The 16,813-nt window shown below is 44.1% G+C and carries 12 protein-coding genes; 6 read left to right on the top strand and 6 right to left on the bottom strand.

The annotated features are described in order from the left end of the window. Positions 1-7: 7 nt before the first annotated feature. From HFV01_RS27290 to HFV01_RS27270, 5 genes are all read left to right on the top strand, one after another. Positions 8-1,411, top strand: a complete 1,404-nt coding sequence (locus tag HFV01_RS27290) for a protein adenylyltransferase SelO (protein WP_006618563.1) — start codon at positions 8-10, stop codon at positions 1,409-1,411. Between the two features lie 625 nt (positions 1,412-2,036). Then, positions 2,037-2,453, top strand: coding sequence for an AbrB family transcriptional regulator (locus HFV01_RS27285; protein ID WP_006618564.1), 417 nt, complete (start codon positions 2,037-2,039; stop codon positions 2,451-2,453). Between the two features lie 449 nt (positions 2,454-2,902). After that, positions 2,903-4,615, top strand: coding sequence for a CocE/NonD family hydrolase (locus tag HFV01_RS27280; protein ID WP_006618565.1), 1,713 nt, complete (start codon positions 2,903-2,905; stop codon positions 4,613-4,615). 19 nt (positions 4,616-4,634) lie between these two features. Further along, a complete protein-coding gene (locus HFV01_RS27275) occupies positions 4,635-5,897 on the top strand; it encodes an L-lactate MFS transporter (RefSeq protein ID WP_006622388.1) in 1,263 nt (420 codons plus the stop codon). A gap of 131 nt (positions 5,898-6,028) precedes the next feature. Beyond that, the gene (locus HFV01_RS27270; protein WP_318286019.1) at positions 6,029-9,181 is read left to right on the top strand and encodes a HEAT repeat domain-containing protein; all 3,153 of its coding nucleotides are present in this window, start codon (positions 6,029-6,031) and stop codon (positions 9,179-9,181) included. Positions 9,182-9,232: 51 nt separating this feature from the next. Here the strand turns inward: HFV01_RS27270 and sfsA are convergent, their stop codons facing one another. Beyond that, positions 9,233-9,964 (bottom strand): DNA/RNA nuclease SfsA, encoded by a 732-nt coding sequence (sfsA, locus tag HFV01_RS27265; protein ID WP_193520595.1) that lies wholly within the window; start codon positions 9,962-9,964, stop codon positions 9,233-9,235. Positions 9,965-10,037: 73 nt separating this feature from the next. On the opposite strand from sfsA, the gene HFV01_RS27260 reads away from it, so the two are divergent. Next, entirely contained in the window at positions 10,038-11,543 is a 1,506-nt protein-coding gene (locus HFV01_RS27260; protein WP_193520594.1) for a polysaccharide deacetylase family protein, read from the top strand. Between the two features lie 370 nt (positions 11,544-11,913). Here the strand turns inward: HFV01_RS27260 and HFV01_RS27255 are convergent, their stop codons facing one another. From HFV01_RS27255 to HFV01_RS27235, 5 genes are all read right to left on the bottom strand, one after another. Then, complete coding sequence (locus tag HFV01_RS27255) at positions 11,914-12,564, bottom strand: PEP-CTERM sorting domain-containing protein (protein WP_193520593.1); 651 nt, start codon at positions 12,562-12,564, stop codon at positions 11,914-11,916. 267 nt (positions 12,565-12,831) lie between these two features. After that, on the bottom strand, positions 12,832-13,482 hold the full coding sequence (locus HFV01_RS27250; protein WP_193520592.1) for a PEP-CTERM sorting domain-containing protein: 651 nt from the start codon (positions 13,480-13,482) through the stop codon (positions 12,832-12,834). A 226-nt stretch (positions 13,483-13,708) separates the two neighbouring features. After that, positions 13,709-14,509, bottom strand: coding sequence for a cistern family PEP-CTERM protein (locus tag HFV01_RS27245; protein WP_193520591.1), 801 nt, complete (start codon positions 14,507-14,509; stop codon positions 13,709-13,711). Positions 14,510-14,737: 228 nt separating this feature from the next. After that, on the bottom strand, positions 14,738-15,655 hold the full coding sequence (locus HFV01_RS27240; RefSeq protein ID WP_193520590.1) for a S66 peptidase family protein: 918 nt from the start codon (positions 15,653-15,655) through the stop codon (positions 14,738-14,740). After that, on the bottom strand, positions 15,642-16,808 hold the full coding sequence (locus HFV01_RS27235; RefSeq protein ID WP_006622376.1) for an AI-2E family transporter: 1,167 nt from the start codon (positions 16,806-16,808) through the stop codon (positions 15,642-15,644). Before HFV01_RS27235 ends, HFV01_RS27240 begins: the two co-directional genes overlap by 14 nt. Positions 16,809-16,813 lie beyond the last annotated feature (5 nt).

Raw genomic sequence — 16,813 nt, 5'->3', positions numbered from 1 at the left:
AGCCTTCATGTCCAATCCTTTTCTGTTTCTCGAATATGAACCCGCTTTTGAGAGCTTGGGGGATGATTATTATGATGTCGTAGCGGCCGCCTCCTTCCCGCTGCATATTTTGCGTTTCCGTAATGATGAATTGCTGCTCAAATTGGGAATTGACCCACAACCAACTCAGGATCAGGATTTTATAGAGGCCTTTGGTAAATTTGAAAGTGTGACGCAGTTTTTGGCGATGCGTTACCACGGCTATCAGTTTGGAGAATATAATCCTGGTTTAGGAGATGGTCGTGGGTTTCTGTATGGACAGATGCGCGGCATAGATGGGGAATTGTATGATTTTGGTACTAAAGGATCTGGTACAACTCCTTACTCTCGCCATGCCGATGGCCGACTGACTTTAAAGGGGGGAGTCCGGGAAGTATTAGCAGCAGAAGCACTCCACAGACAAGGGGTGAGGACTTCTCGATGTTTAAGTTTAATTGAAACCGGAGAAAAGTTATGGCGGGGGGATGAACCTTCCCCTACCCGGTCTTCGGTAATGGTGCGAATGAGTCGATCGCATATTCGGTTCGGAACTTTTGAGCGATTGCACTATTTTGGTCGCGCAGATCTGATCAAAAAACTCTTAGATCATGTGGTTGAGATTTATTACCCCCATTTATTAGACTCTGGCGATCGCTTCGTCGCCTTTTATCGGGAATTGGTGCAACGGGTAGCCACTTTAGCCGCTCAGTGGATGGCTGCTGGGTTTTGTCATGGTGTCTTAAATACCGATAATATGTCGATTACAGGGGAAAGTTTTGATTATGGTCCTTACGCATTTATGCCGACTTATGATCGGACTTTCACCGCTGCCTATTTTGACTATGGTAGGCTTTACTGCTATGGTAATCAGCCTTTGATTTGTCGGGGTAATCTGGAATTGCTGCAAAGACCTCTATCTATGGTGGCAGACTCAGATAGCCTCAAACAGGCTTTAGACAATTTCTTTGACTACTATCGTCAGGCTTACCAGGAATTGATCTTAAAAAAATTGGGCTTTGCAGAAGGACAGGTCTCTGAACCGGAAGAATTGATTAAGTTGACTATTGATTTGCTCAAAGACAATACAGTGGGATATCATGACTTCTTCTCCCAACTCAGGGAAGGCTTTACTCCCCTCTGGCGAGATGATGAAACTGAGATTCTCAAGAATATAGGAGATCTCAAACACCTAGTCCCCTGGCGACATCTGTACTGTCACCATTTGCAGTCTTTGTCTGGGGCCGAAATGGAACAGATGAAACAGACCCTCCAACAATATAACCCCACTACCGTTTTGCTCAGAACAGCTATTGAGGCGGTTTGGGAACCCATTGCGGCCGCTGATGATTGGGAACCGTTTTATCAATTACTCAATCAGATTAGATCAGAGTGATTTGCTGGCAGGTGCGATCGCTTTTTAAGCTATAGCATTTCCCGACCGGAAAACAGTCAAAGGTATTGCTCCTGTCAGGCTGTCTATGATACTCTGATAGCCTGTCGCCTGAAATGGCTGTTTTCCGCTATTAGGTTTGGTTCATCATACCCCCATTGGCGATCGCTTAATTGTGGGAGTCGGGAATGCTCACAACCACCGGATATGGCATTTTGATCCTGGGTTTTGGTCTAGTTTATGTCAAATCTTGTCAAGTGGAGTTCCTAGAGACCACAGATGCCTTCTCCGTACTCTGATCATATCCACGGTAACTGTATTATTTCAAAGTAATATATTCTGCCTTGATTTGTGGGACAATATTTATTTTGTGGCGGGATCTTAGCAGTCAAATCTACCTAGATTCTGTTATGGATGGCTTCCCCAGGGAAAAGGAAAGATTTGGGAATTTGCTTTGTCCATTTTTAGGGGATTTTCAGTCCACTGGTTCTGATTTGAACTGTTTGACCAAGTCGATGTCAGGAGTTGCCATAAAAAAAATTACCCCGCCGCGACATTTAAGTTATATGATCTATAAAATATCCAACAAATATGTTAGGATTGACTAAATTAGAAATGGAGTACATCAATGCCAAAAACTACAGCAGAAAAACTTCCAGAAGAACCGATGACCGGAAAGACTTTATTGCATAAAGTCAAATCACTCGGACCCAACTACTCTCGTCGTGAGACTGCCAAGCAGTGTGGCTATTACACCCGCACAAAAGATAACCAAACTCGTGCGAACATGACCGAGTTTTATGATGCACTGCTGGCGGCTAAAGGAATTGCCTTAGATCCGGGTCGTTCTAAAGATGGACGAGGTCGGGAAGCTAGTTACCGCGCTTGCGTTCATAAAAATGGCTCATTGGTGATTGGTGCTAACTATACCCAGGAAATGGGTTTGAAACCTGGTGATCAATTTGAGATTCGCCTGGGATCTAAACATATTCACCTGATTCAAGTTGAACCCAAGGGTATGGTTGATGAAGATGACGAAGAATAAGTAAATATCAGGCTCATCTGTCTTGATCACCAGTGAAGCATTACTCAGGTTGTCTATGGGCGCTTGGGTGTTTCTGGAGTGGCTGAATCCCAACGATGCGGCGAGAGTAAAATGCGGTTGGCATCAGTGTTTACCGCCCTCGGTTCTGCAAGGATGCCCTATGTTGATCGCCTACCAGATAGATGGCGATCAAAACCTAGCTAGGAATCAACATTAGTCCACCGCTGTGGGCTCCTCTATAATGCCTACAGTTGGCAACCTTTTCCACTATTTTAACTCGACGGAATGCGATCGCGACGGGTTCTGATTCGAGGTAGTGGAAAATTCAACAAGGACTCATTAAATTTTGATAATGTGGGGATTTAGGATTGCTCACCTGGTGAAGTGGTGAATCATATTGTGTTGGGCATCCTCACCCCACAGGTTCTGCCATGGAGTTCTTGTGATCTATGATAGTTCAAGAAACAGCATCCATGCTCACCAGAGATGGAGTCCGCTTGGATGCTGATATTTATCGCCCTTCTGGGCCGGGGAAATTTCCGGTATTATTAATGCGACAACCCTATGGAAGGGCGATCGCATCTACCGTAGTTTACGCCCATCCCCAATGGTATGCCCAACAGGGTTATATCGTAGTGATTCAAGATGTGCGCGGAAGGGGAACCTCTGAGGGAGTGTTTCAACTATTCGCCCATGAATTAGAAGATGGCCTTGATACCGTCAACTGGGCTGCTAATTTACCCCATAGCAATGGCTATGTGGGGATGTATGGGTTTTCCTATCAGGGGATGACTCAAATTTATGCTGCCAGTGGCTACCCACAGGCGCTAAAAACCCTCTGTCCCGCCATGGTCGCCTGTGACCTGTATCAGGATTGGGCTTACGAAGGGGGGGCTTTTTGCTGGCAGGTTAACCTAGCTTGGGGAATTCAATTAGCCACCGAAACCGCGCGCTTGCGGGGGGATGAACTCAGCTATAGGGGTTTATATAATCTTTCCCGGCATCTGCCCTTATACGGCGAAATTCCTGCCTCTCCTGAAACCTTTAAAAACCTGGCTGCTGATTCTTTCTATCATGATTGGCTACAGCATGATCAGCCGGGGGACTATTGGCAACATCTTTCCCCCTCCAGAGATAATCTCGATTTACCCATGCTGCACATTGGCGGATGGTTTGACACCTATCTGCGGGGGACAGTTCATTTCTATCAGGATATGGCTAATCGTAGTTCATCTCCCCAGTATTTGATTATTGGACCGTGGGGACATTTGCCCTGGGGCCGACAGGTAGGTGGTATTGATTATGGTCCAGAGGCTGTTAGTCCCATTGATGAATTACAGATCCGCTGGTTTGACCATTTTCTTAAAGGTATTGATACCGGACTTTTGGAAGAAAAACCTGTAACTCTGTTTTCTATGGGGGATAATTGCTGGCGAGAGTTTGACCAATGGCCGCAAGGATCTAGTCAATCTTATTTTCTCACCAGTACAGGTCTGGCAGCAATTCGATCAGATTCTGGTTTGCTTTTACCAGAGGATATAATAGCCGTCGAGGACGAAGAGGAGGACCAAGACCCAGACGAACACATTTTACCCGATACCGTGGATGTGTTGGTTCATGATCCTTTCCGTCCCGTCCCAGCCCTTGGGGGTCATGCTACTTTAACTCCTGGATCTTTTGACCGTCGCGCTTTGGACTGTCGCGCTGATGTCCTGACTTACACTTCTGATGCTTTGGATGAGGATTTACATTTAGCCGGAAATGTATTTGTTGAGGTTTACGGAGAGGCTGATAGTCCTAGTTTTGACTTGTGTGCTATTTTGTCAGAAGTGCGATCGGATGGGAGTGTCTGGAATTTTACTCAAGGTTATATCAGAGTTAATCAGCCAACCACCCCGATCCGAATTGATTTACAGCCTACCTGCATTTGCATTCCTCAATCCCACCAAATTCGTTTAAGTTTAAGTGGGGCTTGTTTTCCCGCTTATCCTGTCAATCCAGGGACCGGACAGCCCCCCAGTCAAACTCGACTCATTGATGGTCGTATTATTACCATATCCCTGAAAAGCGGCAATAGTTTTATGTCCCGTATCGTTTTGTCAGTTGATGCTGATCAAGATAGGGTTTATGATTGCGATCGCCAAATTTTAGCGAAAATTTAGCTGGGCTGGGGAGAAAATTATGAAAGCTGACCATCAAAATCATTCAGAATTGCGGGTTTTAGGACTACCACCAGACCAAGGAAGATGGCTACTCATTCCTTTGGGTATAACCGTTTTACTGTGTTTGGGGACTGTTTACTCTTGGAGTATTTTTAGGACTCCTCTAGAAAAAGATTTAGATCTCACCGCCACCCAAAGCCTGTTACCCTATACCGTGGCGCTGGTTTTTTATGCGCTGATGATGCCAATTACAGGTTTTTATATACCTAAATTTGGGACTCGCGCCACTACAGCAGTTGGTGGGTTTATTGTGGGTTTGGGCTATATTCTGTCTAGTTTTGCTGACAATATTATCACCATGACGATCGCCTATGGGGTCATTGCGGGGACTGGTGTAGGTATTACTTACGGCGTTCCCATGGTCGTTTCCGCCCGCTGGTTTCCTGATAAAAAAGGATTAGCCGTCGGGTTAACAATTATTGGTTTTGGCTTGTCTCCCTTAATCACCGCCCCCCTCGCTAAAGCCTTGATTGATAGTTATACCGTGCGACCAACCTTGCTGGTTTTGGGTATCACTTTTATGGTGATTATTGTGGCGATTTCTAATATTATGAAATTGCCCCCCCAAGATTGGCAACCTACCCAAAAAATCTCCACAACATCAGTTATTCCTACCCCCGTTGTCTACCCGCCTAAGATGCTAAAAAGTCCTTCTTTTTATGGGCTATGGATATGCTATGTTATTGGCACTTTTGTCGGGTTAAGTGCTATTGGCATTTCTAGCCCCGTGGGAGAAGAAATTATTGAAATTGACCCAAGATTTGCTGCTGGTAGTGTTTCCCTTTTTGCCTTGTTTAATGGGGTGAGTCGTCCCCTGTTTGGCTGGTTAAGCGATCGCTTTCCTCCTCGGTATGTAGCGATCGCTTCTTATACCCTGATTTTAATCGCCTGCATTTTAATGATTAATGCTGAGTCAGGACAGATAGCGACCTATTTAATTGCTTTCTGTCTATTTTGGTTTTGCTTAGGAGGTTGGTTAGCCCTTGCGCCGACTACCACCCTGCGATTATTTAACCCTGATGACTACGCCCAAAATTACGGTATTGTCTTCACCGCCTACGGTGTAGGTGCTTTATTAGGAACTTTGGTTGCGGGTAGTATTCGGGACTGGTTTGGTAGCTATACTTATGCCTTTTATCCCATGGGAATATTAGCCGTTATCGGAATCATAGTAGCGAGTTTTCTCCTGAAACCAGACAAGGCGAAACCAACTGATAATTGATAATCAAACTCCCTCGGACTCCCTCTCTGTCTGGGAGAGGGTTGGGTAGCCGACTTAATTTTGTGTTAAATTTAACCAGATTAACTAATCGGGTAGGCTAAAATGCGATCGGCATCTACTTCGGGTCATATATGAGGCTAATTAGATTAATTAGACAAAAGCTGAGGCTGAGAAAGTCAGGATCTCAGACCAAATTGCTAATCCATTTTGTCCTGTTAGGATTTACCATAATGGTCGCCCAAGCCATTGGTATGACTTTAGGGCGATCGCTATTTTTAGCCAAAGCAGGCGCGGAAAGTCTGCCTTTATTTTTCATCATCATGCCATTAATTTTAATGGTAGTCTCCGGTGGTTTTACCGCCATTATAGACCGCTTCAACCGTCCGCGACTGTTTCGCATTGTCTTAGCGGTTGCTGCTGTCTTAATCATCGGTATTCGGCTATTTATAAACCTCGATTTAATCCCCATTTATTTCACCCTCTATATTGTCATTTGGTTAATCTATATCCTGCAATTCCGCATCGAGTTTTGGACACTTTTATCAGACTATTTCACTAACTTAGAACTCAAAGAATACACAGCAATTATCTACCTGGGAACCACCGCCGGATATTTATTGGGCAGTATTTTGGTAGCCCTCATATCTGATTTTGTTACCTTAGAGAATCAGCTATTATTGCTCCCTATTTGTTATGGGATATCCATCGGGCAAATCTATTATTTAGAAGCCCATCAAACTCCCCTACCTACCGAGTATCAAAAACCCAAAACCCAGAAGTCTAATTTATCAGAAACCTGGCAGACCTTAACCAAACTATCCCGCCACTATCCTATTATTATCTTTCTCATTGCTAACGTATTTGGAACCGCCCTAGTCCGAGGGATTGGGGAGTTTCAATATTCCACTATTTATAGACAAGAATTCCCCGATAAACAGGAACTCGCCACCTTTCTCGGATATATTACCGCCGCCCTAACCGCCATTCAATTTCTGATTATTTCTGTAGGGACAACTCCCCTGATTAAAAAATTAGGAGTTCCTCGGACTAACTTAGTCTATCCTGTCATGTTATTAGGCAGTTTTCTGGGACTTATATTTAGCTATAATCTCACCGCAGCCATGGGAATGCAGCTTACCTATAGAGCCTTATTTTATAGTATATTCCTACCTCTAACCAACCTTAATTATAATGCTGTTCCGGCTAGGTTTGGCGGTAGGTTGCGCGTGTGGGGAGAGGGTTTATTTTCCCCATTAGGGCAATCTATAGCTGGCATAATTTTAATGGTATTTTTGGGATGGATTAACCCCTATCAAGTCGTGTGGGTAGGAGTAATTCTCAGTGGTTTCTTAGTAGTTATTGGTTACTTCACCGGAAAAAGCTATGTCCAATCACTTTTGGGAATGTTACGGTCAGGGTCAGTTAACCTAAGTAGGGTGGGAGATGGCTTGTATCTCTCCAGTAAATATCGCCCAGAAGTGCGCCAGCTTCTTCAGGATAAGAACCCGCAAAATCAAGTATTAGGATTGGAGTTACTCCCTTATCTCGAAAACCCTAGGGATTTTTCATCTGATATTGAAAATATTTGGGTCAATGCTGATGACCAAGTGCGTCGGGCTGTCATTCGGTTATTTACTACTAAAAATATGGGTAATAACCTGGAATTTAAAAGCCTCCTATCTTCCCCTAAGCCTAAAGTCCGCAGCATGGCTTTAGAATTGTATATCGCCACAGGTTCCCCTCTGTCTGCGAGTCGCCTACAAACCTTATTACATGATGAAAGTCCCGAAGTGCGCGCCTTAGCTTGTGTCGCTATTTCTCAGACCGAAATTGATGGCTCAATTCAAGAACTTTATCACCAAGTTTGTCCGACTCAACCCGATATTACCACCCGGAGAGCATTATTAAGGGCGGCGGGGGAAAGTCGTAACCCTCAACTAATTCCTCTGTTAACAGAAGTCCTGAAAAATGCACCCCCAGATATTAAGCGTAAGGGTTTATTGGCTTTGGTGGAATTGTGCGATTATGAACCTATTAAATGCGGACAAATTGCCGCCTCTGAACTTAATCACGATCGCCCTACCGTCAGAATAGCAGCTTTACAGGTTCTCCAACAAATTCATGATCAACAATGGTTGATCCAAGTTTCTCGCGCCTTGGAAGATGAGGATATCGCCGTCAGACAACAGGCGGCTAAAACTCTCAGTTTTTATGGTGATCAAGGATTAGCAGTATCGCGGGATTACCTGTTTTCCTCCCGTCCTGAAGTCGTGCGATCGGCGATTGTAGCTATTGGTTGGGTGCGGACAAAAACCGCTGAGAATATTCTTTATAATTTTATCCAGCCGGACTTAAAATTGATTAGTCGTACCCGGATATGGCAACTACATTTTGATGCTGATGACCCCCTCTTTGAAATGTTGCAAGTCGCTATCATAGACTACCAAAATTCTATGATTGAAAGAGTCTTTTATATCCTCTCTAGTTTGGGGCAAGAATCCACTGTAAATGCCGCTAAAGTCTTGTTATCAAGTTCCGATAAAAGGGCGCGTTCTCATGCCGTCGAAACTTTGGGTTCTTTGAGGCAAGGGCGGTTTATTCGTCCTTTAATGCCACTGTTAGAAACTATGGCAACCGGAGAAAATGTTAAGGCTTATAATGGGAGTTCTGAGATAAAAAAATACTCGGTTTTGTTGGAGGTTTTAGACACCCCAAATCATTGGTTAAAAATGGGGGCTTTGATGGCTTTTGCGGGTATTCCTGGGGCGATCGCTAAATCTGACCCTGACCCCATTATCCGTAAAATTGCCCAATCTTTAGTCTTCCAACCCCAGCAGTTATCAATTTCGGAGAATTTTATGATTGACCGCTTACTGTTACTCAAAAATGTTTCCCTATTTCAAACCTTGTCCTTAGATGAAATTTTGCTGATTGATAATGCTTTGGAGTCCGCCGAATATTTACCCGGAGAAATTATCTTTTCTGAGGGGACTATGGGGGAACGTTTTTATATTATCGTCAAGGGAAAAGTCCGCATTGTCCGAGAAGTTGAAGGGGAGGAAAAACAGTTAGCCCTATTAGAGGAAGGTCAACATTTTGGCGAGATTTCTTTGTTTGAAGACTTTTTGCGATCCGCTAATGCGATCGCTGCTGAACATTGTGTTTTACTCACCTTAGAAAAAACCCGTTTTGTCAGTCTAGTAACCCAGCGCCCCCAAATCCTTTGGGAAATCTGTAAATTTCTCAGCCAGCGTCTCCGGGATGTTAACTTAACCGCCCGTTAAATAGCCTTATCAGGGGTGATTATACATCAAAACCCCTGATAATTATCCCCTTTAATTAGCCGTCAATAACTCCGCTAATCCCAAATATTTAAACCCTTGGGGAGTCACATCAAAACGACAGGGCATAATTTCGACTCCCGCCGCGATCGCCTCCTTAAATAAACTCCCATAAACCGGGTCTCCTGCATCTCCGGGCGCGAATTTCGGACAATCTCCACGATTAATAAAATACAACATTACCGCCCGATCGCCACCCTTCACAATATCAATTAACTCCCTTAAATGTTTTTGTCCTCTCTCAGTTACCGTATCAGGAAATAAAGCCACATCCCCCTGACACCAGGTAGTATTTTTCACCTCCAGATAAATCAGTTGGTCGTCTCCTTCTAACAGAAAATCAACCCGACTTTTCCCCCCCACGCCATATTTAACTTCTCGCCTCACCTTTGTATATCCCCCCAACTGAGAAAATAAGCGTTTTTGCAAAGCGATCGCCACAATTCGATTAGGAAGACTCGTATTAATTCCCACCCAAGTAGGTTGATGATCTCCCACTTGGATTAATTCCCAAGTGTAGGCTAATTTGCGCTTAGGGTTATCACTCTTCGACACCATCACCGGATTTTCGGGAATACAAACCCCCGTCATCGGGCCAGTATTGGGACAATGGGCGACAATCACCTCCCCAGAATTTAACTTAATATCTGCTATAAGTCGTTTATAGCGCTTAATTAACACCCCTTCATAAAGTTCCCCTAATGAATAAATCAAAGATTCGCTCATGATGACTTGCAAAATAATCCTAAACTGAGTTATAATTTTAACAGTAAATTGGCGAAATTAGGATAGACCCAATATGACCACTACCGCCCAGTCGCCCTCCCAGCCTAATCATTTCCCCACTTTAGAAGCCATCCGATATGGATTACCTAATATTTGCGGTTGGGAAGCAGATATCACCGCCGTAGTGAATCATAGCGATCGCCTTTTTCAACCCCTTAGCCACCTCAACCTAGACCAAATTACCGCCGGATTTGCTTGCGCCCTCCATATGCACCAACCCACCATTCCAGCCGGCGAAAATGGCGCATTAATTAGCAACCTGCAATATATGTTTGAACACCCCCACCAAGGCGATAATCATAACGCCGAACCCTTCGCCTGGTGTTATAAACGTATGGGGGAATTTATCCCGGAATTAGTAGCCAATGGCTGTCATCCTCGGATTATGTTAGACTATTCCGGTAACTTGCTATGGGGACTGCAACAAATCGGGCGAAATGATATCCTAGACACCCTCAAAAATATTACCTGTAACCCCCAATACTGGGTGAATGTGGAATGGTTGGGTACTATGTGGAGTCATGCAGTCATTCCCTCCACTCCAATTCGTGATATCAAATTACATATTCAGGCTTGGCAACATCATTTTGCCGCTATTTTTGGCAAGGATGCTTTAGCCAGAGTCAAAGGTTTTTCACCCCCAGAAATGCACCTACCCAACCATCCTGATACACTCTATGAATATATTAAATCCCTCAAAGAATGTGGTTATCAATGGTTAATGGTGCAGGAACATTCCGTAGAACGCCTAGACGGTTCCCCACTGCATCATGATGATAAATATATTCCCAATCGTTTAATCGCCCGCAATTCTCAGGGAGAAACAGTTAGTATAATTGCCTTAATTAAAACCCAGGGTTCTGATACTAAATTAGTCGCGCAAATGCAACCCTATCATGAAGCCAAGGGTCGGGGATTACAAAAATTAGGGGAATACATGGTTCCCAGTTGTGTGACTCAAATTGCTGACGGGGAAAATGGCGGCGTGATGATGAATGAATACCCTAGGGATTTTATCCCTCTCTGGTCTCAGATTAAAAATAATGGTCGGGGAACTCCTGGGGTTGTAGGTTTAAATGGTACCGAATATTTAGAATTGTTAGAAGCGGCGGGAGTGAAGCCAGAAGACTACCCGACTTGTCAGGGGATACAACAGCATCGAATTTGGGAAAAGGTAGACTCTGTTACGCCGGAAGCTGTGCAAAATGCGATCGCTCATTTACAGGAAACAGACCCCCAATTTCATATAGATGGTGCATCGTGGACTAATCATCTAAGCTGGGTAAAAGGATATGAAAACGTATTGGAACCCATGAACCAACTTAGTGCTGATTTTCACCGCAAATATGACCCCCTAGTTAACCAAGACCCGACCACAACCCGCCAACCAGACTATCAGCAAGCCTTATTATATAACCTACTATTACAAACGAGTTGTTTTCGCTATTGGGGACAGGGAATGTGGACTGACTACGCCCGAGCAATTTACGAAAGAGGTCAACAGTTAATTAATGGATAATGAAACTCCCTCTTAGTCTCCCCAACAGGGATAGGCACTCGGTAATTAATTATTAATTATTAATTATTAATTATTAATTATTAATTACATAAGAGGTCAACAGTTAATTAATGGATAATGAAACTCCCTCTTAGTCTCCCCAACAGGGATAGGCACAATGTAGGGGCGGGTTCCACGGTCAATTAAATCTCAGACCAGAAGATGAAAAAACCCGCCCTCACCTCACCCACGGTCAATTAAATCTCGGACCAGAAGATGAAAAAACCCGCCCTCACCTCACCCACGGTCAATTAAATCTCCGACCAGAAGATGAAAAAACCCGCCCACTCGGCAAATAATTATTAATTATTAATTATTAATTATTAATTACTTAGCTTTTCTTTTTGTCGTATTCACGTTTGAGTAAGCCAGCGATACCGAAGGCTAAACCAGTTCCCAAAATAGTGAAAGGTTCTGGAACCGCAGTAGTCTCAAAATCAAATTGTGCAGTGTTGTTGGTTTGGTCAATTCTAATTAAGCCTTGAAAACCACCTGTCCCTCTAAGTTGATTATCGCTTTTAAATAGTGCTTCAGCGGCGATATTAACAAACCTCATACTACCCAAGAGAGAGTCACTAACAATGCTAATTGATCTTAAATCCATAGACCATTCAGACAAACCGTCAGGACCGTCATCAAAGCGCAAGAAATCAATCACTTGATTGGTGTTCCCGAAGTCTGTGTCTCTAATGATATAACGAGAGTCAATTGCTGAATTAGTGGTATAGTCAACAAAAACCCCTGTAGCTGTATGGTTATCGATACCAAAATTACCAGTAGTACCTCCGGCATTACCAGCATGATCTAGGAAGTCGAAATTTAGGGAGGTGCTATTATCACCAATTACGGTAAAAATGGAGTTGGCGGTAAAGCGATCGCCAGGGGAAAAAGTCAAGGCTTCAGCGGGTGCAGCAGCTAGGAATGATAAACTAGCAATGGATAGAGAAACTGTGGCACATTGGACCTGATGTTGTAGTTTCATCTTCTGTCAACCCTATTTTCCTAAAAGAATTATGTTTTTAGTATGGCAACTCTCCGGGCTGATGTCTAGCATAATTCGTGCATTTTATCAACACATTACAAAAAATTAGGGTCAACCTTTATATATGGGGGGGTTTTGTGAAGCACCATCCGTGAAATCAGGGATGACCCCAAACCAAAAGCAAACCCGCCCCCAGGGTTGATGTTTCGGATAGGCAGGTTCACTATATGTTATGTGGTAGGAAACCTTAACAGGCAGTTGATAACCTTAGCTTTCCTTTTTGGAGGGTTGACGTTTCAGTAAGCCAGCCATCATTCCGAAAGCGACTCCAGCGCCAATAACGCCCATGGGTTCTGGGACAGAAGTAACCTCAAAATCAAATTGTGCGGTTTGGGATTCCTGGTTAAATCGGATCGTGCCTTGCAAGCCGCCGTCACCTTGTGCCACATTATCGCCTCTAAATAGGGCGGTGGCATAAATATCCACAAACCGCATATTACTCAAGGCAGTATCGCTGACGACATTGATGGATGTCAAATCCATAGACCACTCAGACAAACCGCCAGGACCATCATTAAAGGTCAAGAAGTTGGCTACTTGAGTGGCGCTACCAAAGTCAACGTTTTGAATGGTATATTCTGAGCGAACTTGGGAACCTGTGGTGTAGTCAACAAAAGAACCCACAGCAGTAGAGTTATGAATGCCGAAGTTCCCCGGCCCACCAGTGTTGCCGTCTACGTCGAGGAAGTCAAAAAATAGAGATGTGGAAGAATCTCCGACTAATGTAAATTGGGCATTGGCGGTAAAGCGATCGCCAATATTAAAGGTAACAGCTTCAGCGGGTGAGCTAGTCAAAACAGATACACTGGCAATAGATGCAGCGACGGCAGCGAATTTAATTTGGTTCAGTAAAGTCATCTCTCTCTTTGTCCTATATTCATAACTTGCTATAACTGCATTCTACCAAGTGCCCACAGCTACTGTCTACCCCTAAAAGCTGATTTTACGAAGACATTACATAAAAATACGGTTCAGCTTTACATAAAAGGGGGTTTTGTAAAGCATGACCCGTAAAATTACTGATGCGCCCCAGTCTCTGTGGCTAAAAATACTGGCATGACTAATGGGGACAACAGAGACGCGCTTAGGCTTTGAGGCTGGATTTATTTTTCTTCTTGTCGTGTTCACGCTTGAACATACTGCCAAAACCCAAAGCCATACCTGTACCCAAAATAGTCAGAGGTTCGGGGACTTGTTCGACATTTTGTACACCGCCACCCGCGCCAGCTAATTCAAAGCTACCGTCAGTAGTTTGGAATTTAACCGGAAAATCAAGGAGGTTCGCGCCAATGGTAGCGGTCCCGTTGGTAAAGTCGCCTCCAATCCTTAATCGTAGACTATCAGATGCACCAGCGGCTAAAGCACTATTCTGGGAACCACCATTACAACCCTGGGTGAAAATACAGATGTCAATTTGTTTAAAGCCACCAGGGAAAGTTTGTTGACCGGTCCTAACTTGAGCGCCAGTGAAGTTATTGCCACTTTGTAGCAATTGAACACTGGTGGCGTTGGGGTCAATACCGAATCCAAAACTAACAATACCAGCCTCGGTAAATGTTTGGGTGAGTGCTGTGGTGTTGCTAATATTGATGGTCAAGTCCAGATAGTCACTGGTAAAGCTATCAACCTTAAAGGTAGAAAATGCACTCAAGTCTTGACTAAGGCCGCCGGAACCATCAAAGTTTCGATCCAGGAACCAGTCAATCTGAAAGGTTGCTCCGATATCATTGGTGGTAACCCCCACCTGCCACAGGTCTTGTTGGGGGTTTCCGGCTTGACCTCCGGTTTGGGTAATATTAAAAGCGGCGGCGGGTAAAAATGCGGAAGAAACTATGGCTACACTGGTGGCTAATAAAGCTGTCCCAAATAAAGAAGTTGTTTTCATGGGCGGGAATAGGTTTTAGTTAGAAGGATATTTGTAGTAATCAAAAATATTAACTACATAAGTAATATATAGGTGGAATTGAAGGAAAACAGAAGACGATCGCAGGCAATTTGTCCATATTTTTACAAAGTCGATCGCTTATCTTTACATAATATAGTCAATTGTAAATCTTTGACAGGATGATTGACTAATCACTAAATATGTGGTAAGAAACGGCGGGGCAAGCTATCAGTATGAGGGGGGGTTTGTTGGCCAACTCAAAACACCGCGATCGCCATCTAATTCTACTTCTAAGCCGACAGGTAAAATAGGATTGGGGCCGTCATGACCAAAGGAAAGATTAGCAACAATGGGGATATTCAGGTCAAAAAGGCGATCGCGCAATACTTGTTCAACGGAAAAATCCCCAGGGGAGTTAAGGTCAGACCCGGACTGACTAAAGCGCCCCAAGGCGATACCAAGGACAGGCTGAAACGCGCCGATAGTGCGCCAGTAGGTCAACATTCTATCTAGGCGGTAGGGTTCCTCATTGACATCTTCAAAGGCGAGGATAGCATTAGTTAAATCAGGTTGATGGGGGGTTCCTAATAGATAAGTAGCGACAGTTAAATTCCCAGGAAATAGGCGACCGCGTACTTTACCGCCGCCCCACCCGTCTCCGTGGAGGGGTTGAAGGGGTTTACCTGCTAGATAGTCAAATAAACGAGCGATCGCCCAATCGGGTTCTTGGGCTAAAGTAGTTAAAACGGGACCATGAATGGCTAAAATATTTTCCTGTCCAGACAAAGCCCACAATAGGGCGGTAATATCAGAAAACCCGATTAAAAACTTAGGGTTAGTGGAGGGGGGAATATCAGCAATAGATAACCCTTCCAGGAGTCTAGTCGCGCCATAGCCCCCCCTAGCACAGAGAATACCTCGGCTGTAGTCATCGCCAATGGCATCTAAGAGTTGACGACGGCGATCGCTATCAGTTCCGGCTAAATAACCCCAACTGCGATCGTAACCAGAAGTGAGGCTAATTTGATATGCTTGCTCGCGCCAAATATCTAAACCTGTTTCTACAGATTTAAGTTCCCTAATTCTGCCACTGGGAGCAATGACACGCAAGCGATCGCCGGGTTTTAACTTCTCAAATTTCGCCATCGTCGCTATCATGCTCCTGAGTAGAATCATTAGGGGAACTATCGGGTAATTCTGGGGGGGTGTCTGCTGCTATTAACACCTGCTCAGATTCGGAAATATCAGAACTTTCGAGTAGAGGTTGACCCAAGGTCCAGTTATCAAAAATATCCTTTAATACGGCTTGTTCCAACCAAGTTTTGGTGACGACAGCCAAAGGGAGGGCGAGAACCAAACCCCCAAATCCCAGAAATCTGGCAAAAAACAATTGTGCCATCAAGGTAGCGGCTGGGAGTAGAGAAATTTGTCTCTGCATAATCATGGGACTGAACCAATAACTCTCCAAGTTCTGAATAATAATATATGCGACCAAGACTAAAAAGGCTTTACCGGGGGAGTCCAAAAGAGCGACGGAAACGGGAAATACGACACTCAAGGTAGGGCCGATATTCGGAACTAGGTTAAACACGCCTGCTAATAAGGCGTGAGCGAGAACAAATTCGACATTTAATATGGTTAAACTGATATAACTCAGAGTAGCGATAAACACAGAATTAATGACAATTCCGCGCATCCACTGCAAGAGGGAAATTTCACACAGACCCAAAATTTCATCGGCTCGGCGGCGATAAAAAGATGGAAATAAGCGCACCACTAGCCGTCTATATGAGGCGGGATTGGCGACTAACATTAGGGTAAAAACAAAAATTAATAGACCCTGTAGAAGTGTGTTAACGGAGAAGTTAAAGACGGCGAAGAAATTGCCGAGGATATTCTGAGCCAGCGGCCCAACTTGTCTAGCAATTTCGGTAAAGCCGGGGAGTCTCAAGTTAATTTCTGGGAGCCAAATCGGAGGTTGTTGGAGAATGAAATCAATCCAACGGGTGAATCTTTCATAGCCTCTAGGAACCAAGTTTAGCAGTTGTTGAAACTGGTCTAAAAATGGCGGCATAATTAGACTAAAAAACATAATGCCGACAAAGGACACTAAGCTGATAGCTAGGAAGACGGCTTGACCGCGACTCAGCCTAAATCGTTGTAGCCAACGCACCAAACCGTTAAGGGCGATCGCCAAGATGACGGAAGTAAATAACAATAATAGAATCTGTCGGAATTCCCATAAAATTATTAGGGAAATGACTAAAAAGAAAAAGGCGATCCAATCTCCAATTTTCACTATCG

The sequence above is a fragment of the Limnospira fusiformis SAG 85.79 genome, assembly GCF_012516315.1.
GTDB classification, from domain to species: Bacteria; Cyanobacteriota; Cyanobacteriia; order Cyanobacteriales; family Microcoleaceae; genus Limnospira; species Limnospira fusiformis.
This window is presented reverse-complemented; position numbering and strand designations above follow the sequence as displayed.